Below are 21,337 nucleotides of genomic sequence, written 5' to 3'. Positions count from 1 at the left end.
GCCAAGCTCTACAATGCATGCCGGCGGAGCGCCAAGCAGTGGTGGGAGCGCATGTTCCATTCCAAGCGGCGTTCGATCATCTTTTTAGGAGCAGCCTGCGAGCATTCTCTATCTCACCATTTCGGCAGCAACGATCACCGTGGTTTGTGTTCCTCGATTGCGCGTTCGATAGCCTTTACGCGTCTCACCCAAGCGAAGGTCGGCAGTCTGGAAATCGTCTGATGGCCGCGCCACTGACAGTCTCCGAAGCCGACAGTTCCTCAACACGGGTTCGGGCGTCCAGCCGTGTGAAGATGCAATCGCTTTCAGTTCGGCGGCGGTTTGCGTCGTCGGCGCCCGCCAAACGGTGAGTACCCCGCAGCCGTGAGCGAGGCGGCCCATCAAATGACCGAAGATGTTGTCGCTCGACATCGCTGCATCGTACTTCAGCTGCCGAACCTCACGATTTGAGCTTCTATTGTGCAGCTTGCATCCGGAACCAAAGTCTGAGGAGCAAGTTTGGCCGTGAATGCCGAAGTTTGGCATGGCCATTCAAGGAAGGAAAATCCGATGAAAGTACAATGTGGGACGACGGCAGCTGCCGCTGCTTTGGTCATGTTAAGCTTGCCGGCGCTCCCCCAGACGAGTGGGACACCGGAGCTTAAGCCGCCGCCGCAGCAGTCTGGATCCACACCACTGCCAGGCCCTAACAAACAGACAGAAGACCAGACGCGTGAGATGATGCGGCAGATGATGGACGAGATGTTACAGGACAAGCTGCAGGGAGATCGCGGCCCCGAAGAAAGGCCTCCGCATCGGCAAGATTGGCACCGGGACATAGGGCAAAGGCCGCACGATGGGGACAGGATAGCTCGAAAGCCTGATCGCATGGGGCCTCGCATGATGCACGCGGCCAGGATGAAAATAATGTTTGCGATAATGGACGCCGACGGCGATGGAGCACTTTCGCAGAGCGAGATCCAGGATGTGATCGGGAGGATATTTGACGTCGTCGACGAGAACGGCGATGGCAGGATTGATTTGGAGGAGATTGAATCCTTCTCACATAGTCGCGGAAGTGGAGAGATGCAGTAGCACTTCGAACTTAGGCGCTTTTTTGGACGCTATCCCTAGCATCGGTTGGTAGTATGCCCGGCTGGTCGATCGGACCTCCACACCGATGCGAGCATGCTCGTGCAGTGACCCGAAGCAGGCAAGCGTCTCTTCAATTCGTGGAACGTGCCAGAGGCCGAAGTGCCTCGGCGCTTCCAGCAAGGTTTCATGAATTGGCTCAGTTCCGCACCCTGATGGGCGGCTGGTGCAGGCAAAGCACGTCTATTCAAATGCAGGACTGCACAAAACCCGGCGCAAGCCGAACATCCGCCTCACACACCCGACCTTGCGCGTCTCCGATGCCGCGGCGGCGCGGACTCGCCACGACTGATCAGATAATTCGCGACGATTCTCCTGTGGCAGCGCCACCAAAGCGTTTCCGAGCACATGATGGCGCACCGCTGCTGCCTGCCGACGGACAAACGAACCTTAACGGAGACTTTCATGGGCAAAAATCAGCATGTCGTACCTCGCGACGGTCAGTGGGCGGTGCTCGGCGCCGGCAATAACCGCGCCACTTCGCTTCATCCGACCCAAGCCGGTGCGGTCGCCTCGGCAAGAGACATCGCCATCAACCAGCACAGCGAGGTGGTGATCCATCGCCCCAACGGGCAGATCCGCGACTCGAACTCTTACGGCAACGATCCCTTCCCGCCGCGCGGTTAGCGGCTTCAACACAAGGATATCCTGCGCACGTAAAAATAGGCGCTCTTCTTTCTTATCAGACCAGCGACTTTTGCCACCCAAAACCACCCAAATGTTGGAGCCAATGTTGGAACCATACAGGGCGGAAAGCGCTTGGAAACAGCAGTTTGTAGGATTTACAAGGGGTCTAGAGGACGATGGTGGGCCCGGAGGGTCATCGTTTTCTACGGGAAAACAATACGTTAGTAGCTGGTTCGCCAAACCTTTTCCTTCGTATTCTCTCGTATGGTCTGGCGAACCAAAGGACCAAAAAGACGACTAGTTTCTCTGAAAGCGGTGCCTCAGTTCTAACCACAAAGAAGGTAGTCATGCATTTTGATGATAGCGTTATGAGCGCGGCCGCATTCGTCACGAAAGCGGGTTGACCGTCTCGATATGGTCTGGAGGGAAAGCTGACCTTGCATCCAGCTCAGCGCGACGCGGCTTAAATCAGTGGCAAACAACGGCTGACGAACTGTCCGGCCTTGGCGTGCTGATGGGCAGCGCTATCCAGGCGATTCCGAGAGCGGCATGGCCGCGCTGAAGCTGGACTTTCGCTTGTCGAAGGTCGGCACGCGATCTGTGCCGGCAGTTGCGCTGCAAGTTCGGACAGCGTGGTCCGGGACGCCCGGAAACTCTCCCTGCGAGGCCTGCTCATTATCTTGCCGCTCTTCATACGCTGACCATCACGTTCTTCCCAAACTGGCCTCGCGCGCTGGCGGCGGAAATACCCGACTTGCAAAGCTCGCTGATCCCGGATCGAGGCGGGATCGAAGCAAACCTGTCCGCGCTGACAGATGGGAAGGCTGGCTTCTTCCTGACCTATGCGCATCCTGATGTGGCGTTTTAACTCGACCGCGAGCGCTTCGATTTCAGAAACTCTCGTGTCTCGCCAGCGTTGACCATTGGTTCGCGACAAGCAATCGAGAACGCATTCTCAAAACTCACGGCGCTTCTGCGCTCCAAAGCAGCGCGACTCATCAAGGCGCTGTGGGGCGCAGTCGGTTCGATCGTCGAGCTGCTCTCAGGGTGAGTGCCAAAACTACTTCCACGCCACAGGATATGATCCGGATTAAGCGGACATGCTCCAGCCAAGAAGCGGCGGAGAAAGGTCGGCCGGAAGAATGTTCACCACAGGATCGCGCGCCAGTCTGGAGGCGTGCTCCTTCTTCGCCTCGATCAACACGGCAGCGTCGCTCAGCAGATCCGCCCCGGTGGCTGCCATCACCTTCGAAACATGCACCATTCCCTTATGGGCATGAGGCGATTTGCCTTGGGCTGTGACCTGCCAGGTGTGAAGCGGCGTCCCGATCGCCATAGTGGCGCCATAAGCCTGGACCGTCGGTACCTTCCAACTCACGTCTCCCACATCAGTCGATCCGAGCATCTGCTTGCCGTTCGATCCGACTCCAATGATGCGGTCGCACAATGCCGTTGCGCCGGGCTCCAGCCCGAACATCGCATATGCCGACTGCACATGATCCTGCGTCAGACTTGCCTGTATCCGTTGCGCGAAGGCCTCGTCCTCCGCGTCGAATTCCGGTGGCCCGAGCATTTCGAAATTGCGGGCCAAAGCCCGCTCCAACACGCGATTCCCAAGCAAGCTGTTCATGGCGCACACGAGGCGCGACTTTACTGTGGTCTCACTCATCAGGGCAGCGCCATCGGCGATGCCCTTGACACGGTCGACAAGCGCCACGACTTCGCCGGCGCGTGGCGATCGCACGATGTAACGCACCGTCGCCTGAGCCTGTACGATGTTGGGCGCCGGCCCACCTGCGTCGAGATAGGCATAGTGAAGCCGGCAGTCGGAGGGGATATGCTCGCGCAGGTAGTTCGAGCCAACGCTCATCAGCTCGACGGCATCGAGCGCGCTACGCCCAAGGTGCGGTGAGCCAGCAGCATGAGCCGAGCGCCCCGTGAAGGAAAAATCCAGAATGGCATAGGCCAGCGCTGCTGGCTCCATCACGCCGGCGAATGCAAATGGATGCCACGAGATCGCCGCATCCACATCATCGAAAATGCCGTCGCGAACCATGAAGGCCTTGCCGGCCCCGCCTTCCTCTGCCGGACAGCCATAGTAGCGCACGCGGCCGGGCAGGTTGCCCGCGGCCAGCCATTCCTTCACCGCCGTGGCGGCGAGCATCGCACCGGACCCCAGAAGGTTGTGGCCGCAGCCATGGCCTGGCCCGTTTCCTGCGAGAGGCCGATGTTCCGCCGCGCCAGCCTCCTGGCTGAGTTCCGGCAGCGCATCGAACTCTCCGAGGAAGGCTATTACCGATCCGCCCTCCCCCGATTCTCCCATGACTGCGGTCGGCATTCCGGCGAGCCCCGTCTCGACCCGAAAACCCTGCTCCCGCAGCATGCGCGCGTGCTCCTGTGACGAGCGGTGTTCCTGATAGTTGAGTTCGGGCGTTCCCCACACCCTGTCGCTCAGCTCAACAAAGCGCCTGGCCAATGCCTCAACGTGCCCCCAGACGGCAGGACTATTGCTCATGTCGTCCCCGCTCAGACAGCTACGGTCTTGTGTTCGATGTAGTGGTTGATCGCCTCGGGACCGAATTCGCGTCCGATCCCACTGCGCTTGAAGCCGCCGAATGGCGACAGGAGATCGGAGGCCGCGTTGTTGACGGTCACGCCGCCGGTTCGGATGCGACGCGCGACCTCCAATCCTCGATCAGGATCCGAGGTCCACACCGAACCCGACAGGCCATAGATAGAGTCGTTCGCGAGCCGAACGGCATCGTCCACGCCGTCGTAGGGAATGACGCACACGACCGGGCCGAAGATTTCCTCCTGAGCGATGCGCGAGGCGTTATTGACATTGGCAAAAATCGTGGGCTTGACGAAGGCGCCGTGATTGATGCCTTCCGGCATCCCCAGCCCTCCGGCGGCAAGATCGGCTCCGCTTTCGATGCCCGCAGCGATGAAGTCGAGCACACGCTGACGCTGGCGTTCCGCCACGAGCGGCCCCAGAAAAGTCTCAGGATCCGCCGGATCGCCAATCGTCATGCCAGAGACATTGTCCACAAGCGCGTCGACAAAGGCATCGTGGCGCCGGCGCGGCACGAGGATACGCGTTTGCGCGACGCAGACCTGCCCATTGTCGGGAAAGGAACGATAGCGGAGCGCATCGACTGTCTGGCCGATATCAGCATCGTCCAGCACGATTGCCGCGGATTTGCCACCGAGCTCGAGGCTGACGCGCTTCAGTTGTGCGCCCGCCAGGCTGGCGATGCGGCCGCCGGCAGCAGTGGAGCCGGTGAAGCCGATCTTGTCCACGCCCGGATGCGTCACCAGATATTCGCTTACCTCCCGGTGAGCGACCAGGATGCTCAGGACACCCTCCGGCAGTCCCGCCTCACTGAACAACTCGCCCAGATACTGGCCGTCAATCGCGGTTTCCGGCGCCAGCTTCAGGATCACCGTGCAGCCGGCGAGCAGGGCCGGAAAGAGCTTCGCCAGAGCGACCTGATGTGGCGCGTTCCACGGGATGACAGCGGCGACCACGCCTACCGGGTCACGGACCCAAACTGCGTTGCCCCGGGGATAGCCAGCGCGATGCACTTCCCAAGGATACCCCTCGGCGGCAACGACATAGGCTTGGCCCTGATCACGAATGAGGGTCTGGATGGCTTTGGCAAACCAGGCCGGCGCGCCCATCTCCGCCGTCACCAAACCGGCGAACTCGTCGGAGCGGGTCTCGTAGAATTCCGCGAACCTGCGGATAACAGCAATACGGTCGACCACCGGCATGCGCGGCCAAGCGCCCTCGTCGAATGCCTTGCGCGCCGTCGCGACCGCAAGATCCACGTCGGCCTGCGCTGCCAGCGGCACCGCGCCGACCTGGCTTCCGTCGTAGGGCGAGCGGACCTCGATGAAATCGGCGCCCAGGGGATCCACGCGCCTGCCGCCGACGAAGTTCTGCGTGAAATTCCGCGTCATGATAAACTAGTTCTCCGCTACGGATGGATGAGGTCGGCCGCACGCTCGCCGATCATGATCGCCGTCGCGTTGGTGTTGCCGGCGATATGACGCGGGAAGATCGAGGCATCCGCGACCCAGAGCCCTTCGGTGCCGTGTACGCGAAGCTCCGGGCTGACGACCGCGTTTTCGTCCGATCCCATCCGGCAAGTGCCCACCGGATGCAGGAACGGCACCGTGGCCTTGCGCGCATAGGCTTCGTCCGCGGCAGGCCCCGCGCCTTCAGCCGGCACGTCGATGAGCTCGCGCACATGGCTGCCGAACGGGGGCGTCGAAGCGAGCCTGCGTATCCAATCCAAGCCGCGCAGCACGCAGGCAACGTCGTCTGGATGGTCGAGCAGGCGCGGATAGATCGCCACCGGCTGTCGCGGATCGCTGGAACGAAGCTCGAGGTGGCCGGTGCTCTTGGGATAGTTGACGTTGGCCAGGATGGTAACAAGGTTGCGCGTCGGCACGTGCAAACGGCCGTTGTCGTTGAAGTATCCGAAGGGGAAGAGATGGAACTGGAGGTCCGGTATCTCCCTATCCGGCGTCGATTTCAGGAAGGCGAGCACCTGGGCGGTGGGCACGCTCAACACACCATTGCGCGAGAGAATCCATTCGGCGAATGCTTTTGCCCGTCCGATCGGCGATGCATAGGCATTCCCCGTCTTGACATTCATCTCCGCACGGACATAGAGGCCCGGATGTTCCATCAGGTTGCGGCCGACCTCGGGACTTGCGATCCGCACGCCAATCCCATGGGGGGTCAGTTGGTCCGGATCGCCGATGCCAGAGAGCATCAGTATCTGCGGCGAGTTGATGGATCCGGCCGACAAGACCACGCCGCGCCGTGCCGTGGCTCGTACCTTCTGGCTGCCGCGCAGAATGTCGACGCCGGTAGCCCGTTTGCCTTCCAGTACGATGCGCTCGACCAACGCATCGTCCAGGAATGTGAGCTTGGCGTCACCGAGGCGAGGCAGGATGAAGGCGTCGAATGCCGAGTGACGAACGCCGCCTCTGGTGGAGCCCTGATTCCAGGCGACACCCTCGTGGGATCTTCCGTTGAGATCGGGGTTCAGGGGGACGCCCGCATTGACGAAGCTGTCGATGAACTTGGCCGATATCGGGTGCTTCCAGCGTAGGGCCGACACCCGGAGAGGTCCCATGCCGCCGCGATAGGCATTATCCTTGTCGTTATCGGCGGTCTCCATCTTGCGGAAATAGGGAAGCACCGAATTCCATCCCCATCCCTTGTTGCCCATCGCCTCCCAGGCGTCGTAGTCGGCCGCGGCGCCGCGAATGAAGATCATGCCGTTGATGGCCGAGGATCCGCCCGGAACGCGCCCCCGTGGCCATGATTCCTGCAGACCATTGCGACTGGGATCCGGCTCGGTCACGTAATTCCAGTCGTAGCGGACGTTGCCGATCGTATGCATCAGCGCGGCCGGCACGCGTGTCAGATGCAGCTTTTCGCTTTTGCCCGCCTCGAGGAGAAGGACACTCGCGCCCTTTTCGACGAGACGCGCTGCGAGCGGTGAGCCGGCGCTGCCAGACCCTACGACAATGTAATCGAATTCCATAGTGGACGTGCTCATCAGAAATTTGAGGCGGGCGCTGCAAGCCGCATCGCGCTGCCGGACGCGGTTGGAAATCTAGCTATCCTCACGATGCCCTCACATCCACGGCGGGCATCCTCACCGGTGCGGCGGCTCCGGCGGTGACAAGATGGCAGGCAGCATAGTCGTCGCCGCTGCGCTTCATCAGCTTGGGGTCCTCGCTCACGCAACGCGCGAAGGCGAAGGGGCAGCGTGTGCGGAAACTGCAGCCCGGAGGGATGTCGATCGGATCGGGCGGTTCGCCTTCCAGCAGGTAGGTCCCGGTATCGTAAGGCTTGTGCTCAATGGCTGGCACCGCGCTGAGCAATGCCCGCGTATAGGGGTGCGCGGGATCGAAAAACGTGGCCCTGTTGCCGGCAAGTTCCGCCACGCGCCCGAGATACATGACGGCTACGCGGTTGCAGACGCGGCGAACCATGCTCAGATCGTGGGAGATATAGACATAAGTGATGCCGTGCCGGTTCTGCAGCCCCTCGAACAGGTCCAGCAACTTGCCCTGCTCGACCTGATCGAGCGCGGACAAGGTCTCGTCGAGAATGAGCAGTTCCGGCTCCAGCACCATGGCGCGCGCGATATTGACACGTTGGCGCTGACCGGCGCTGAGGCCCACCGGCAATCTGTCCGTAAGGTCGGACCGCAGGCCAACCTCGTTCATCGTCGCCGCCACGCGTTCCCTGATCTCCTTCGCGGCCAACCCGCCATGGATACGCAGCGGCTCAGCGATTGTGCGACCGATGCTCAGGTGTGGCGGGATGGCGTTGTAGGGGTCCTGAAGCAGCAGTTGGAATCTGTGGCGCAAGTCCATCAGCTTGCGGCCGCCCAGACGGGCGATGTCTTGTCCCTTGAACAGTATCTGTCCCTTGTTCGGAGCCTCGAGGCGGCTGAGCAGCCGCGACAACGTCGATTTCCCGCAGCCGGATTCGCCCACGATGCCGAGATTGTCACCCTTGTAGACGTCGAACGAGACGCCGCGTACGGCCTGCACCACGCGATGCGCGAACAGCCTCTGGCGATCCTTGGTGGAGTAGGAGCGATAGACGTCACGTACCGAGAGGATGACTTCGCGCTTGTCGTCCACAGCTTCTTCCGGCGCGGCCGCCGTCGGTTGGGCATTCCATATGCGAGGCAGGCTCCCGATGAGATTGCGGGTGTAGCTGTGGTCCGGCTTCTCGATGAGGCTGCGCGTGTCACGACATTCGACCACCCGGCCATCGGCCAGCACCAGAATGTTGTCCGCAATCTCGTTCAGCACCCCGAGCGCCGAGGAGACGAATATGATCGCTGTCGAGAAGTCGCGCTGCAGATCGCGCAGGAGGCGCAGGATCTGGGCCGCCACTGTCACGTCGAGCGGCTGCGTGATGTTGTCCGCCACCAGCAAGTCCGGATTCGTGACGAGCGCGTCGACGATCAGTACACGCTGCATCATGCCGCCGCTGAACTGGAACGGAAATTCGTGGAAGCGCTGCGCCGGCGAGGGAATGCGTACCGCATCCAGCACCCGCAATACGCGGGCCCTCGCGTCGGCGGTCGAGATACCAGGCTCAACGGCGCGAAGCTTCTCTATGATCTGCTGGCCGACCGGAATGGTGGGATCGAGCGCGCTGCCTGGGTCCGAGCCGATGTAGGCTACCTTGCGGCCGCGCAGCTTCTGCATCTCGGCGGGCGGAAGGCCGAACAGATTGCGCCCACGGTAGGCGATACTTCCACCCGTCGGCAGAAGCGGTGGGCTTATCCAGTTCACCAGTGCGCGCGACAGGACCGTTTTGCCGGAGCCGCTTTCGCCGATGATGCCCAGGACTTCGTTCTTCGAGACCGAAAGATCGACGTTGCGCAGGATCGCGCGCCGAGCACCGGCAGCCGTGGCGAGATCGATCGAGAGGTCCGAGACCTCGAGGATTTTGGCACTTTCCGCGCTCATAGAACCCCCTGCAGGAATTTGTTACGGGAGCGTTCGAGAGCGCCACCCATCAGGTTGATGCCGCACAGCGACGCTGCCAGCAGCAGGCCGGGTATGGTGGTGATCCACCAGGCATTCATGAGATATTTCGTGCCGTCGGCGATTATGGTGCCGAAGGTCGGCGTAGGCGGCTGGATGCCGATGCCTATAAACCCCAGGATCGCCTCGAATATCATCATGCGCGCGACGTCGAGCACGGCCACGAAAGCTATAGGCGGCAAAGTGTTGGGCGCGATGTGCACAAGCAAAATGCGCAGGTCCGAGGCGCCCAGTATCTTGGCAGCGCGCACATATTCCTTTCGCCGTTCCGACATGGTGACGCTGCGCGCTATGCGGGCGTAGCCCGGCCAGCCAGCGAGGATGAACACCAGAATCACCGACATCGGTGTCGGCCGTGTCACGCCGAGGATCGTGATTGCCAGAATGATGACTGGGATGGACATCTGCGCGTCGGTGATGCGCATCAGGATGAGACTGGTCCAGCCGCCGGCATAGCCCGCCAGCATTCCGATCGCCGAACCTATGACGAACATGCCGATGACGCTGGCAATGCCGATCATCAATGCGTTCCGCAGCCCTATCAGCGAACGTGCCAGAAGATCGCGGCCGAGCTGATCTGTGCCAAACATATGCGGCCAGACCCAGCCTTGCTCCGGGAAGGGCGGTGAGAATTTCAGCCCCACGCTGAACTTTGTCGCCGAAAGCCCGAGCAATGTGGGCGCGACGACCGACAGTAGCAGGAGGCCGAGGAATATCACCGCACCCACCCTGAACTCCGCCGTCCTCGCGGCATTCAGGAAAATGCTGGCGCCCAGGCTGCGCGACTTCGCCGGCTGGCTGGCAGTGGTTTCGACGATGGCTTGCTCCGACATCAGTACTGCAGCCTTCTGTCTATCGTGGTCGAGGCGAAATCGACCAATATGTTCACAAGTACGAGCGCGACGCAGGAGAAGATTGCGATCGCCTGGATGATGGGAAAGTCGCGCTGGAACACTGCATTGATCATCAGCAGACCGATGCCTGGATAGTTGAAGAGATACTCGATGACGAAGAGACCACCGAGGATCAGACCCACCGCCTGAATGCCGAGAAGGTTGAGCAACGGAATGGATGAGTTGCGCAGCACATGCGCGGCGATCATCCGCGCACGCGTCAGGCCGCGTATCTGACCTACGGACACATAGGGATCGAGGAGGTTCGACGACACGGACACCGACAGGGAGCGCACGATCACCGGAATGAGTTCAACCGCGAGGACCAGCGCCGGCAGTATGGCATAGGTCCAGTTCTGATAACCGATCGCGGGAAGCCATCCGGTTTTGGCTGACAGCAGGAAAATGAACACAAGTCCAAGCCAGACATTGGGCAATGAAACCAGCACTGAGCTCAGATAGAGCGCGAAGCGATCCGGCCATCTCCCGGCATTGAGCCCGGCCCAGACACCGAGCGGCAAGGCGACAGCCAGCGAGATCAGAAAAGCGAGGCCGGCCAGCAGGAGGCTGTAGGGCAAGGTCGTGACGATAAGCCCGATCACAGACGCTCGATTGCTCGCATCGAAAGTCGATTCACCGCGAGAACCGCCAGTGCTGCCGCCTTGAGCGCTTCGCACGAAGGAGCGTCCGAAATCGCCTTGCAGAACGTGTCCCATATAGCGACCGAACTGAACGATTATCGGGTCGCGCAATCCAAGATCCTTGGCGGTTTGCTCCGCGACCGAGGGCGACACCATCGGCCCCAGCATGAGCCGCACGGGATCTCCGGGCACGACACGCAGCAACGTGAAGATCAGCAGCGCGATGGCAACGACGATGATCGCGCCCTGGGCCAGGCGGCGGATGAGAAAATCTATGGCAAACAGCATGGAGTCCGTCTCGTGCGGGGAGAGTGGCGGCGTCGGCCGGTAAGAATCCGGCGCCGCCTGTTCCTTGCGTCAGACCAGATCGGCTTTGGACAAGTCGATCGGCCCGTAAGGGAGGTAGACGGCGCCCTCAAGGCTCTTGGATGCGCCATGGAAGGTGAGCGCAGAGAATAACGAGAAGCTCGGAACCTTCTTCGCCATCGTCGGGAAGGTTTCCTCGGTAAGAATCTTCAGGCGCTCTTCCGGATTGGGTGCCTTGCGCTCCTTGTCGAGCGCCGCATCGATCTCGGGATCGTTAATGCCGCTGATGAGCGCGGCACTCGAATGCCAGTTCGGCCGCAGCACAAGGTCCGGCTCCGGCGAGGGCGTCATCCAGCCCACGTCGCACATATGGCCCTGACCCTGTCCGTCCGCTCGCCGATAGATGGCGACTTCCCATGCGGCCGGCTCAAGGACGGTAAGCTGGACATTGAAGCCCTGCTCCTGGAGCATGGCGGTGATCAGCTCGCCATATTCCTTCGTCTTCGGATAGAAGCCGATCGACGTGATGTATTCGAGCTGCGGCAGGCCTTCGCCTTTCGGGAAGCCGGCTTCCGCGAGCAGGCGCTGCGCCTCCTCCGGATTGTAGTCGGGATAACCCTCGATATCCTTGAAGCCGAACTTCATTGGCGAGATGTAGCAGCTGGTGGGCAGCGCCGCGTCACCCATGAGTTCCAGGATCTGCTTGCGGTCGATCGAATGGCATGCCGCGAGGCGGATGCGAGGATCATCGAATGGCGGCTTGTTGCAGCGGAAGTGCAGATACTTGTTCTCTGTCGTCAGGCCCTTGCGGGTGACGACCTTGGGGTTGCCCTGAAGCGAGGCGTACTGCTCTGGCTCGAGGCGCTCGGCGATATGATACTGGCCGTTGAGCAAGCCTAGGACACGTGTATTGGCGTCGGGCACGTAGGCGTAGATCACCTCATCGACTTTCGGACGGCCGCCGAAATAATCGTCATTGGCGGCCAGCACGTTCTGGTCGCCGTTGGTGGCAACATATTTGAACGCGTTGGTGCCGTTCGGGCGCTTTTCCAGGCTCTTGGGATCGGCGACATCCTTGGCCGACAGAACCGGTATCACACTCGAGATGAACCACCAGGCGGAAGCCGGATAGCCGTACTTCCCGGTGTGCAGTCGAACCGTGAGGCGGTCGACGACTTCGACATCAACCTTGCCAGGACAGAATGAGGCGGCCGGGCGCTTCGGATCGGAAGAGTATTCGTAGGTGGCCTTCACATCCTCGGCGCCGAATTCCTTGCCATCGTGGAATTTCACACCATCGCGCAGCTTGAACTCGATCGTGTTCGTGTCGATCAGGGACCAGCTTTCGGCCAGCGCCGGCTCCAGAAGGTCCGCCTCGCCGTCACGCATCGGGGCCCTGGTCAGCGCATTGAACACGAACTTCTCGAAATTGCCCTGCCCGAGCGTGGTGTGGGAGGTCGGGTCCCAGTTGCCGGTAACCGGCCCCATCGAGGCAAGCACGACACTTTTCTTGCCGTCAGCGCGCACTGGCACCGGCATGCCGCCGACCATGCCCGCCACGCCAAGCGCACCAGCCCCTACAATAAGATCTCTACGCGTAACCATTGATGTTCCCCTTTGCTTGCATGCGCGCCTTGCTGGAACGCGCGACTTCGTTATCAATTGCCAAGCCGATCACAGTCCCAGCCTCCACCGCCGGTCCGAAACACTCCATCCATCTCTGGATGTGCAGGAAATGCGCGGCGTCGCAGCCACACTCGGCGATTCCAATCGCGGCGCCCGGAAGGGCGCCTTGAAGGGCTCGTCGCGCAACCGATTCGTCCGCCAAAGCCAGAATCAACAAATCGGTCAAAAACATCATTATAGTCGCACCATTCAGAGTCAAGCCAAACCGCTCTGCAAGCGCACAGATTCGTAAATCGGATGACATTGAGGCCGCTTAGAGTCAGTCAGATTTGATATAACTGTTGATTTTAAAGGTGAAATTTCTTTCCAAACTCAGCCTGATGCATGCTATGGCTGAACGATTTGGATGTTTTATGAATTTTTGCCGAATTGACGGATCATCGGCCTGAACTTATCATGCCGGAAACGGGAGGCTTGACTTGGTCGCGGAAGCCATTAGCCCAAGGCTGTTGAAGCCGCTCATGTCAGGGAACGCAGATGGGCTGCCCCAGCGGCCGGCGGTAGAATGAGTCCATGAGATTTTCAGAATTCCGGCAGGAAAAGATTCTTGAAATCCTGCGAGCCAACGAACGCGCGAGCGTCAATGCCTTAGCGGAGCGTCTTGAGGTCAGTCCTGAATCCATCAGGCGCGACCTGCGCATCCTTGAAGTCAACGGCTTCGCCCGAAGAGTCTATGGCGGTGCGGTCATCACGCCCAACGAGGCCGACAAGCCCTTCGTCGAACGAAACAAGGTCAACGCGCCGGAAAAGAACCGGATCGCGGAGAAGGCTGCTAGCCTCGTTCGCGACGGGATGAAGATATTCGTCAGTTCCGGCACGACGACGCTCGCCTGCGTGAAGCAGTTGCACAAGCATCAGGACCTGACCATCTTCACAAATTCCATTGCCGTCGCGGCGCACTTCTTTTCGCATGGCTGGGGTACCAGCGTTCGCGTGCTCGGCGGCCCGATGGTGCCGGAGTACCAGGCGACCTTCGGCCACGCGACCATCACCGCGCTCAATGGCCATCGTTTCGATCTGGCGCTGATGGGCGTCAGCGCTGTTCACTACGACCACGGCTTCATGGGCTTCGGCGAGGACGAGGTCGCACTGCACGATGCCGCCAGACTACAGGCTTCCACCACCATCATGGTGGCCGACGCATCGAAGTTCGGACGCTTCGGCTCCGTGCGCGCCTTCGGCCTTGGCGATGCGCATCACGTCATTACGACTAAGGGCGTGGGCGAGGAGTTCGTGCAACGTTTCGACGAACTGGGCGTCGACCTCATCAGGGTCTAGCCAAGGCGCGCATTCCAAAACCTGCCTGCCTCCAAATCTTTTCTTTACACAAGACACCGGAGCGATAGCATCGGCTTGGCCCTGTCGGCGCCGTTGGCCGGACCGGCAGCGGCATCGTTCGAACAGTGCGCGAGACAATCTTACCTGACGGAAATGGCTTTGGCGGAAAAGGGCTCGACGCCCCGCAAAGACTTAACGGAAGTCGCCGGCACTGCCGCGACGAATGCACTTTCTGCGATTCTCGCGAAGGATTGGGATGGCCTTGTCGATCGCGCGGCGACATCGCGCCTGGACCGTCAGACATGGAGCGCAGCCCGGATAAAAGTCGCGGCGGAGGCGGGCGCGCCTGGTCTCCTTGTGCCTACGCATCGCGGCATCGACAGCACGCGGCTCGAACTATCAATGGAAGGCCAACGCCCTTCCCTGCTGCTGAAAGTCATTCATCCCGATCAGCGTCGTTATATCGATACGGCTGCTTCTTTCGACGCCCAGCGGAAGGCGGCGATACTCGGCTGCGCGCCCGACATCCTGGTTTCGGACGCCGTGCGCGGCATCGCGCTGATGGACTTTCTGGACGGATGGAGGACAGCACGCGTCAATGACTTGCGCAACGCAGACGTCATGGATGCCGTGCTTGCCATCAAGCGCAGGATCCATTCCGGCCCTCGCCTGACGCGTACCTGGTCTGTCTTCGACAGGATCAGAATCCTTCAGGCGGAAATCGCACGCAACACGAGCGGTGCGCCGAGTGAACTAACTGTCTTGCAGGACGATGTGTTCCGTATCGAGCGCATGATCGAGGCTGCCGGCGTGGACACCGTTCCGGCTCATGCCGATGGCCTCGCCTCCAACATCCTGATCGACACTCACGGCAATATCCAACTCGTGGATTTCGACGAGGCGCGCAATGTCGACCCCTACTTCGAGTTTGGTATCCTGATGAACGAAGCCTTCGGGCCTGAAGAAGAGATGCTGCCTGCTCTTGAAATGTTCGAGGGCCGCGCGCGGCTTGAAAGCCTTCGCCGCGCCAAGCTCTATGCGGTTGCCGATGACCTGGCGTGGACCATGTGGGGACTGGTCATGGACGCCGTCTCCGCAAGGAAGGATGTCGAATTCTTCCGCTATGCATGTTGGCGCCTGATCCGGTGCCGGACCACATTGGCCGGCGTCGATCTCGACCCTCGTGCCGGGTGGCTTTGAATGTCCGCCGTTGAAAAAAGCCTGGGCGAAGGCAACACCCTCGCCGAGCGCCAACTCGAGGCAGCATTATCCAAGGTCATCGCCTGGCAAGGCAAGGCCATTCGCTACCGGCCGATGTTCGGCGGCTTCAGCAACTCCAACTGGCGTGTCAGCGTGGCCGGCGAACGCGGCTCCTTTTTTGTCAAGTTGCCTGGCCCGGGCACGGAGCGCTTCATCGATCGCGCCGCGTCCCTGGAAGCGGGCCAGCGAGCCTACCTGCTCGGCATCGGGCCCCGATGCTTCGACTATCTGAAAGACGAGGGCATAGAAATCTACGATTTCGTCGAGAATTCCCGCACATGCGTTACCAGGGATTTTCACGCGGCCGGCATCAGGGAGAGCACAATCGCGCTTTACCGCTCGTTCAACGACTCCCCCCTTCTCGGTCTCACAAAGACCGTCTTCGACATGATCGAGGAGCATCTCGAGCAACTGGCCGAGTTGGGAGGGGAGCTGCCCCTCGGCTTTCCTTCGATCCACGCACAATATCGGGCAGCGCGTACTGCGCTCGAAGCCGCGGGGATCGATCTCGTGCCTTGCTACAACGACCCCGCCCCCGCCAACTTCCTGTCAACCAGCGACGGCCGTATTATGATCGTTGATTTCGAATACGCTTCCAACAACGACCGTTGCTACGATTTGGCAACGTGGTGCTCGGAAATGTTCTTCGATGATTGTATGAACAACGAAGCCATCGAAGCCTATTTCGGCCGGGTGGAGCCGGCCGTTCAGGCGCGCATGTTCGTCTATCGGATGCTTGGCGATTTCAAATGGTCGCTTTGGGCCATGATCCAGACGGCTATCTCCGACATTGATTTCGATTTCTACAAGTTCGGCGCCTGGAAGCGGATGCGACTGCACTCGACGCTGAACGACCGGCGCTGGGGCCGATCGCTGGCCTCACTCTGATTCGGGGACGATCCGAATCTCAAATTGCCGATTGGCTGGTTTGCAGTCAGTGCATTAATCACGACCCTCCAATCGGGATGGTCCATACCCCTGTTGATCTCGAGCCAAGGCAGTCGCGCACCAGTATTCCTCGTTGCTCAGCGCCAACCTCGCGCCCTGCCAATCGCGTCCTTGTGCCTAGCCCTTAGAACATCGCGCGCGATAGCGGCGGGGAAGAACCGCGCCACGACCCCGGCCGCAATCTTCATCGGGATTTTTCTGACCTGGTCGTTTGCAAGCGTCGCGCACCCCAGGGCAGTCAATTCATCTATTTGGGAGCATATGATTTCCCGTCCGAGAATGTCGGCCAGAAACTGGCAAAAAAAGGTGCTACGCACCAAACCGCCATCGATTGATATGGGATCGGCCAGGGTCAACGTTTCCTGTGGGCAATCCATACGTTAGCGAATGGTTCGCCAGCCCATTCCATCGTATTCTCTCGTATGGTCTGGCGAACCTAAGGACGGGAGGAGGACTAGTTTTCCATGCGCGCGGTGTCTCTTTCATCCACAAAGAGTCGATGAACCCGCAAACGAGCACGGCTGGTTTGGGGCCGGAGCAGATCGGCAGCTTCCGACCGGGAAACATCGATTGCGGCATCCAGCTTAGCGTTGGCGTGGTGCTCCGGCGCTAGTACCGCGGTGGCGTAAGCCTTCTGGGTCGAGATCGTCCCAGATTACGCATTGATCGCAATACGCGAGCGCCGACATCACGCCAACGGAGGAAGGCGCCTGGTTTCGTGAATGCTTCTCCCGGTGGCGGAAATCGGAGACGGTCATCAAGCTGCAGTCGCTTGCACGATGAGGTTGGTCTTAGCCGTTGAGCAAGTCGTAACGGCGTCGCAATCCAAAAGCTGATGGGCTGTCGCTGCAGCAAGTCGGTGTCAGCTCTCCAGATCACGACCGTTTGAGCTTTCCATGACGATGCCACCCCAGTCCTCGGGCACTACATCAGCGATCGACTGCGAAAAGGTCCAATTGTGGCCGTCGAGGTCACGGCAGGAATACTGACGCTCGCCATAGGGATGGCTCGTTGGCCCGCTGAGAATAGCTGCGCCATGCCGCGCGGCTCGCCTGTGGTGCCCGTCGACATCCTCGACGCGTACCATCACTGCGAATGGACCACCTGTCCCCGTCAGTCCGCCAGACTTCAATTCTGTGACAACGACGGTGCCGTCTCCGAAGCCGAGCTGGGCACGATGATTGCCGATCATCAGCCGTATTTCAAAGCCGAAGGCCTCACAAAGCCAATGGCTGGCCGTCTCGACATCGCGATACGAAAGCACCGGTATGACCGTGCTCGTGGGCATCGAGCGGTTGTCGATCATGGTCATCCCCTATGCTGCCTTGAAAGGGTTGGAGGCCCTCAGCGAAGAGCCTTCAACTATAAGGCGACCAACATTGTTGGCGAGGACCGTTATAGGGCTGGTAGCTGTTGTCCCAGGCGCGGTAGGAGACGTAGCGCTCGTAGCACCAGCGCACATGCGCTGCTTCCAATCGGACGGCCGGACTTGGCGCTACCGGTGCGACAGTCACCGCCGCGACGCCGGCGGCAAAGGCGGCTGCCGGGAACCAGTAGCCATTATAGTAGCGGTAGCCTGGCCGCACGCGGGCATAGCCGCGATACCCATTATAGTAGTATCCGCCGCCAACGACGTAGAAGCCGCGCCGAAACCAGACTGGCGTCGGCGCTGTGGCGACCGACGCCGGGGCAGAGGCCGGCACGACAGGCAAGGCCTCGGCCGGCGAGGCGAGCCCTGTGGCGCCAATCATCAAACCGCAAAACGCTGTGATTGTCCGCTTCATCTTTTCACTCCTGTTGAATGGGGTCGAAGGGTTCGGGGATTACTGACGTCGGAGCGCACGCAGTTCGGAGATAGAAAGCGCGCCATCGCCATTCGTGTCCGCCTGCAGCAACCGGTCAGGGATGAAGGCGGCGAACTCGGCGCGCGAAATCTTGCCGTCGCCATTGCGGTCGATGCGGTCGGCCTGGGCCTGGAAGCCGCCGAATTGGGCGGCCTGGAAGTCGCGCTTCGACTTCACCTGTTCCACTGCCGCGCGCACTTCGCCCGCGTCGAGCAAACCATTGTGGTTGGCATCCATCCGGTCGAACATCTGCGCTCGCGCGGCCTGGATTTCGCTGAATTCGAGCTTGCGGTCGCCGTTGGTGTCCACGCGCCGGAAGAGTTCCCTGGCACTGCCGTCCGCCGCACAGGCGCTTCCCGCGCCAAGCAGCAGGCCGGCAAAGGCCATGACGATCTTGTTCATATTGATCTCCGCATTGGGGTCGGATGGTCCGCCGCGGACCGTCCTTGCAGAGGCTTCTACGCAGCGCCTTTTGTGCTCCTACGCAACGCGAAGATGACTTTTTTCAAAGTGCGGTCGGCGCCGCTGCCTATCCCCGCCGCGATAGAGAATTCGAGGCAGCAAAGAATCTTGGGCGTCGAGCGTAGGAGCCGAGCTCTCGCTGCGTATCGGGCTGCAGTGGCCGCCCGCGGCCTGACAATGAAAGGACATGATCATGAAACGCTCAGTACTGATAGCGGCCTTGCTTATCGGGCTCTCGCCGCTGTGCGCGGCTCAGGCTCAGGACATGCCGGGCCAGCGCATCCTGCAACGGATCGATACCAATGACGACGGCGCCATCTCCAAGGATGAGATGACAGCCGCCCGCCAGCGCCTGTTCAAGCGGCTTGATGGCAATGACGATGGCGTCATCGACGAGAAGGAAATCGAAAGCGCCCGCCAGGCGATCAATGACCGCGCCGAGACCGCGCAGGCGCGGCTCGCCAGCCGCTGGCGGCGCATGGACGCCAATGGCGATGGCAAGGTGTCAGAACAGGAATTCGCCAGCAGCATGCCTTTGTTCGACCTCGCGGACCGCGACAGCGACGGCAAGCTCTCGGCCGACGAGCTCGCCTCGGTCCGCAAGCTGATCGCCGAGCACGCCAATTGATAATCGGCAGCGATCATTCCCTTTACAAAACAAGGAGTACGACATGTTGTCTTCGGTAAAGATTCCGATGTTCTGCCTCGGTGCGATGCTTGTCTGGTCGGCCGCTTCGCCGGCGTCAGCCGAGGAATGGCAGCGACCGACCGTGCATGGTGGCGAGATCAGCCGCAGCGTCGGCAAGGACAGCAGCGTCTACACCGGCTCGACCACCCGCACCGGTCCGAATGGCGGCACCTACACGTCGAGTTCCAAATGCGTGGGAGGCGTTGTTGACCGCTGCGCCAGAAGCTATTCTGGGACTGGGCCGAATGGGCAGTCCTTTTCGGGGAAACGGGTGTCGGCGCGCGGGCCGTTCCGGGGCCGCTCGGTCGGCAGCTTCACCGGCCCGAACGGCAACACGGTCCATGGCTTCCGCCACTGGCGGCGCGGACATCTGGTGTGATGGACTTGAATCCGAAATTCGTTTCTGTGCTCCTCCTGATCGATGCGAATTTCGGATTCGCCGAACCAGCAGTCTCGTCCGTGGATGCCCGCCGCCGTGCGACATGAGGAGCCCCGCGGTGACGATGAGCTTCTGGCGCGCATCGCCGCGGGCAGCCAAAGCGCGCTGTCCGAGCTTATCGCCCGCCATGGCCGTGGGCTGCGGATATTTGCCGCGCGCTATCTCGGCAATGCCGGCGACGCCGAGGATGTGGTGCAGGAGGTGTTCGTGACCGTCTGGAAACAGGCCGCGCGATTCGATCCGGTCAGAGGGCGGGCTTCAACCTGGCTCTACCGGATCACTGCCAACCGTTGCATCGACCAGCGTCGACGCAGGGCGCTACGCAGTTTCATCGGGCTGGACGACGTAAGGGACGAAGTCGCTTCGCCGGAGGCGGATGCCGAAGCGACGACCGCGGCGCGGCAGGAACTGGCGATCGTGCGCGACGGGCTCTCGCGCCTGCCGGAACGGCAGCGCATGGCGGTGCTGCTCAGGGCCGTCGGCGACCTCGACATCGCGGCGATCGCCGAGGTGATGGGCAGCAGCGTCGGCTCGGCCGAGCAATTGCTTGTCCGCGGACGGCGCGCGCTCAGGGATCATTTGGCAATGGCGGCCGTGGGCCGCGAAAGGAAGTCCTCATGACACGGGACGAATTTGAACGATGCAGGCGCCGCTTCGGCGACACAGTCGAGGCATGGCCCGCACCCTTCCGCCAGCAGGCACTGGCCTTGATGGCAGCGGAGCGGAAGAACGATCCCGATGCCGCTCTCGACCGCCTCGTGCTCGAGGCGGCGCTGATCGATGGCGACGACCAAGAACTGGCACGCAATGTGCTGGCTCGCATCGAAGCCGGCTCGCCTGGCCCGTCCTTGTTGGCGCGCCTGCTCTTAAGTCCGACCGGGTTCGTAGCCTGCGCCGCTGCCGCGCTCGTGGCGGCGACGCTGGCCGGCTACCAGGTGGCGCGGCTGCAGGACGATCCGTCGGATACGGAGCTTCTGGCGTTGGCGTCGGGATCGTCATTGGCCGATGGCGGTGTTGTCGCGGATTATCCGGCAGAGGAGGGCTCGCTTTGAAGCGTTCCTGGACATGGACGGCGACGCTGGTGCTGCTCGCCCTTTCGCTCGCCGTCAACTTCTTCCTGGTCGGTTATGCCATGCACGGCCTGCGCCAGGGCGCGGCGGCGCGCGTGCTGTTGTCAGAGATTGCCGGCAGCTATCCGCCCGAGGTGAGGAAGGAGTTCCGTGGCGTGCTGCGCGACAACCGCGCGCGCACCTTCCAGGCACTGCGCGAACTGCGTGCCGCGCGCGCCAATCTGGCAGCGGCACAATCAGCCAAACCCTTTGACGAAGCGGCGGTGAAGGACGCGATGGCGGCGGTGCGCAGCGCAACGACCAACCTGCAGGCGACCATGCAGGACTATCTCCTGGCCGCGCTAAAGAATGTCAACGCCAAGGCCGCCGTGGGAGGTTGAGACGCGACGGCCCTACTGGCGGCACAATCGTCGCCGACCTATGTCGATATCCAACGGTCTGCGATCACGATGATGGAACAATGCGGCA

Annotated in this window: 23 protein-coding genes and 2 pseudogenes; 12 read left to right on the top strand and 13 right to left on the bottom strand. The window is 61.2% G+C overall.

The genetic code is table 11. From position 1 onward, the window contains the following. Together LB541_RS28730 and LB541_RS27615 are read left to right on the top strand one after the other, a co-directional pair. Positions 1 to 222: hypothetical protein (locus LB541_RS28730; RefSeq protein ID WP_210242433.1), on the top strand; the 222-nt coding region annotated here is incomplete at its 5' end. Positions 223 to 504: 282 nt separating this feature from the next. Then, a complete protein-coding gene (locus LB541_RS27615) occupies positions 505 to 1,074 on the top strand; it encodes an EF-hand domain-containing protein (RefSeq protein ID WP_224620043.1) in 570 nt (189 codons plus the stop codon). 332 nt (positions 1,075 to 1,406) lie between these two features. Here the strand turns inward: LB541_RS27615 and LB541_RS27610 are convergent. Continuing rightward, positions 1,407 to 1,505 (bottom strand): annotated as a pseudogene (locus LB541_RS27610) (DUF488 family protein); the annotation flags it as partial. A 31-nt stretch (positions 1,506 to 1,536) separates the two neighbouring features. Here LB541_RS27610 and LB541_RS27605 point away from each other — a divergent pair. Together LB541_RS27605 and LB541_RS27600 are read left to right on the top strand one after the other, a co-directional pair. After that, positions 1,537 to 1,758, top strand: a complete 222-nt coding sequence (locus LB541_RS27605) for a DUF2188 domain-containing protein (RefSeq protein ID WP_140495891.1) — start codon at positions 1,537 to 1,539, stop codon at positions 1,756 to 1,758. Between the two features lie 940 nt (positions 1,759 to 2,698). Further along, positions 2,699 to 2,852: pseudogene (locus tag LB541_RS27600) on the top strand (IS630 family transposase); the annotation flags it as partial. Here LB541_RS27600 and LB541_RS27595 read toward each other — a convergent pair. The 8 genes from LB541_RS27595 to LB541_RS27560 form a co-directional block, all read right to left on the bottom strand. Beyond that, positions 2,849 to 4,273, bottom strand: a complete 1,425-nt coding sequence (locus LB541_RS27595; protein ID WP_140518277.1) for a M20 family metallopeptidase — start codon at positions 4,271 to 4,273, stop codon at positions 2,849 to 2,851. The pseudogene LB541_RS27600 and the gene LB541_RS27595 sit on opposite strands and share 4 nt — an antisense overlap. An 11-nt stretch (positions 4,274 to 4,284) precedes the next feature. Further along, on the bottom strand, positions 4,285 to 5,721 hold the full coding sequence (locus LB541_RS27590) for an aldehyde dehydrogenase (RefSeq protein ID WP_140672711.1): 1,437 nt from the start codon (positions 5,719 to 5,721) through the stop codon (positions 4,285 to 4,287). Between the two features lie 17 nt (positions 5,722 to 5,738). Beyond that, a complete protein-coding gene (locus tag LB541_RS27585; protein WP_140518275.1) occupies positions 5,739 to 7,337 on the bottom strand; it encodes a GMC family oxidoreductase in 1,599 nt (532 codons plus the stop codon). Positions 7,338 to 7,404: 67 nt separating this feature from the next. Continuing rightward, complete coding sequence (locus LB541_RS27580; RefSeq protein ID WP_140518274.1) at positions 7,405 to 9,276, bottom strand: ABC transporter ATP-binding protein; 1,872 nt, start codon at positions 9,274 to 9,276, stop codon at positions 7,405 to 7,407. Beyond that, on the bottom strand, positions 9,273 to 10,187 hold the full coding sequence (locus LB541_RS27575) for an ABC transporter permease (protein ID WP_140672712.1): 915 nt from the start codon (positions 10,185 to 10,187) through the stop codon (positions 9,273 to 9,275). Before LB541_RS27575 ends, LB541_RS27580 begins: the two co-directional genes overlap by 4 nt. Further along, the gene (locus LB541_RS27570; RefSeq protein WP_140518281.1) at positions 10,187 to 11,173 is read right to left on the bottom strand and encodes an ABC transporter permease; all 987 of its coding nucleotides are present in this window, start codon (positions 11,171 to 11,173) and stop codon (positions 10,187 to 10,189) included. The genes LB541_RS27575 and LB541_RS27570 overlap by 1 nt, the downstream gene beginning before the upstream one ends. A gap of 72 nt (positions 11,174 to 11,245) precedes the next feature. Further along, entirely contained in the window at positions 11,246 to 12,799 is a 1,554-nt protein-coding gene (locus tag LB541_RS27565; RefSeq protein WP_140518272.1) for an ABC transporter substrate-binding protein, read from the bottom strand. Continuing rightward, positions 12,786 to 13,055, bottom strand: a complete 270-nt coding sequence (locus LB541_RS27560) for a hypothetical protein (protein ID WP_140518271.1) — start codon at positions 13,053 to 13,055, stop codon at positions 12,786 to 12,788. The genes LB541_RS27565 and LB541_RS27560 overlap by 14 nt, the downstream gene beginning before the upstream one ends. 338 nt (positions 13,056 to 13,393) lie before the next feature. Between LB541_RS27560 and LB541_RS27555 the strand changes: the two genes are divergently transcribed. The 3 genes from LB541_RS27555 to LB541_RS27545 all read left to right on the top strand — a co-directional run bounded on the left by LB541_RS27555 (position 13,394) and on the right by LB541_RS27545 (position 16,306). Continuing rightward, positions 13,394 to 14,158, top strand: a complete 765-nt coding sequence (locus LB541_RS27555) for a DeoR/GlpR family DNA-binding transcription regulator (protein WP_140518270.1) — start codon at positions 13,394 to 13,396, stop codon at positions 14,156 to 14,158. A 75-nt stretch (positions 14,159 to 14,233) separates the two neighbouring features. Beyond that, on the top strand, positions 14,234 to 15,358 hold the full coding sequence (locus tag LB541_RS27550; protein WP_140518269.1) for a phosphotransferase: 1,125 nt from the start codon (positions 14,234 to 14,236) through the stop codon (positions 15,356 to 15,358). Continuing rightward, complete coding sequence (locus LB541_RS27545; RefSeq protein WP_140518268.1) at positions 15,359 to 16,306, top strand: choline kinase family protein; 948 nt, start codon at positions 15,359 to 15,361, stop codon at positions 16,304 to 16,306. It begins immediately after the preceding gene. A gap of 137 nt (positions 16,307 to 16,443) precedes the next feature. On the opposite strand, the gene LB541_RS27540 is transcribed toward LB541_RS27545, so the two are convergent. The 4 genes from LB541_RS27540 to LB541_RS27525 all read right to left on the bottom strand — a co-directional run bounded on the left by LB541_RS27540 (position 16,444) and on the right by LB541_RS27525 (position 18,597). Beyond that, complete coding sequence (locus LB541_RS27540) at positions 16,444 to 16,743, bottom strand: FGGY-family carbohydrate kinase (protein ID WP_140672714.1); 300 nt, start codon at positions 16,741 to 16,743, stop codon at positions 16,444 to 16,446. Between the two features lie 485 nt (positions 16,744 to 17,228). Beyond that, on the bottom strand, positions 17,229 to 17,672 hold the full coding sequence (locus tag LB541_RS27535) for a VOC family protein (protein WP_140672715.1): 444 nt from the start codon (positions 17,670 to 17,672) through the stop codon (positions 17,229 to 17,231). Positions 17,673 to 17,724: 52 nt separating this feature from the next. Next, positions 17,725 to 18,150: a BA14K family protein gene (locus LB541_RS27530; RefSeq protein WP_140518265.1), complete on the bottom strand. Its 426-nt coding sequence runs from the start codon at positions 18,148 to 18,150 to the stop codon at positions 17,725 to 17,727. Between the two features lie 39 nt (positions 18,151 to 18,189). Next, the gene (locus LB541_RS27525) at positions 18,190 to 18,597 is read right to left on the bottom strand and encodes an EF-hand domain-containing protein (RefSeq protein WP_224620038.1); all 408 of its coding nucleotides are present in this window, start codon (positions 18,595 to 18,597) and stop codon (positions 18,190 to 18,192) included. Positions 18,598 to 18,865: 268 nt separating this feature from the next. Here LB541_RS27525 and LB541_RS27520 point away from each other — a divergent pair, with 268 nt between their 5' ends. The 5 genes from LB541_RS27520 (at position 18,866) to LB541_RS27500 (ending at position 21,249) form a co-directional block, all read left to right on the top strand. Beyond that, positions 18,866 to 19,300, top strand: a complete 435-nt coding sequence (locus LB541_RS27520; RefSeq protein ID WP_140518263.1) for an EF-hand domain-containing protein — start codon at positions 18,866 to 18,868, stop codon at positions 19,298 to 19,300. Between the two features lie 43 nt (positions 19,301 to 19,343). Next, complete coding sequence (locus LB541_RS27515) at positions 19,344 to 19,739, top strand: hypothetical protein (protein WP_140518262.1); 396 nt, start codon at positions 19,344 to 19,346, stop codon at positions 19,737 to 19,739. 84 nt (positions 19,740 to 19,823) lie between these two features. After that, positions 19,824 to 20,420, top strand: a complete 597-nt coding sequence (locus tag LB541_RS27510) for an RNA polymerase sigma factor (RefSeq protein WP_140672717.1) — start codon at positions 19,824 to 19,826, stop codon at positions 20,418 to 20,420. Next, the gene (locus LB541_RS27505; RefSeq protein ID WP_140518261.1) at positions 20,417 to 20,851 is read left to right on the top strand and encodes a hypothetical protein; all 435 of its coding nucleotides are present in this window, start codon (positions 20,417 to 20,419) and stop codon (positions 20,849 to 20,851) included. Before LB541_RS27510 ends, LB541_RS27505 begins: the two co-directional genes overlap by 4 nt. Beyond that, entirely contained in the window at positions 20,848 to 21,249 is a 402-nt protein-coding gene (locus LB541_RS27500; protein WP_140518260.1) for a periplasmic heavy metal sensor, read from the top strand. The genes LB541_RS27505 and LB541_RS27500 overlap by 4 nt, the downstream gene beginning before the upstream one ends. The last annotated feature ends 88 nt before the right edge of the window (positions 21,250 to 21,337 follow it).

This window comes from Mesorhizobium sp. BR1-1-15, from assembly GCF_020165475.1.
Lineage (GTDB): Bacteria > Pseudomonadota > Alphaproteobacteria > Rhizobiales > Rhizobiaceae > Mesorhizobium.
Note: the sequence above shows the minus strand (reverse complement) of the source record. Positions and strands in the feature narration are given on the sequence as shown.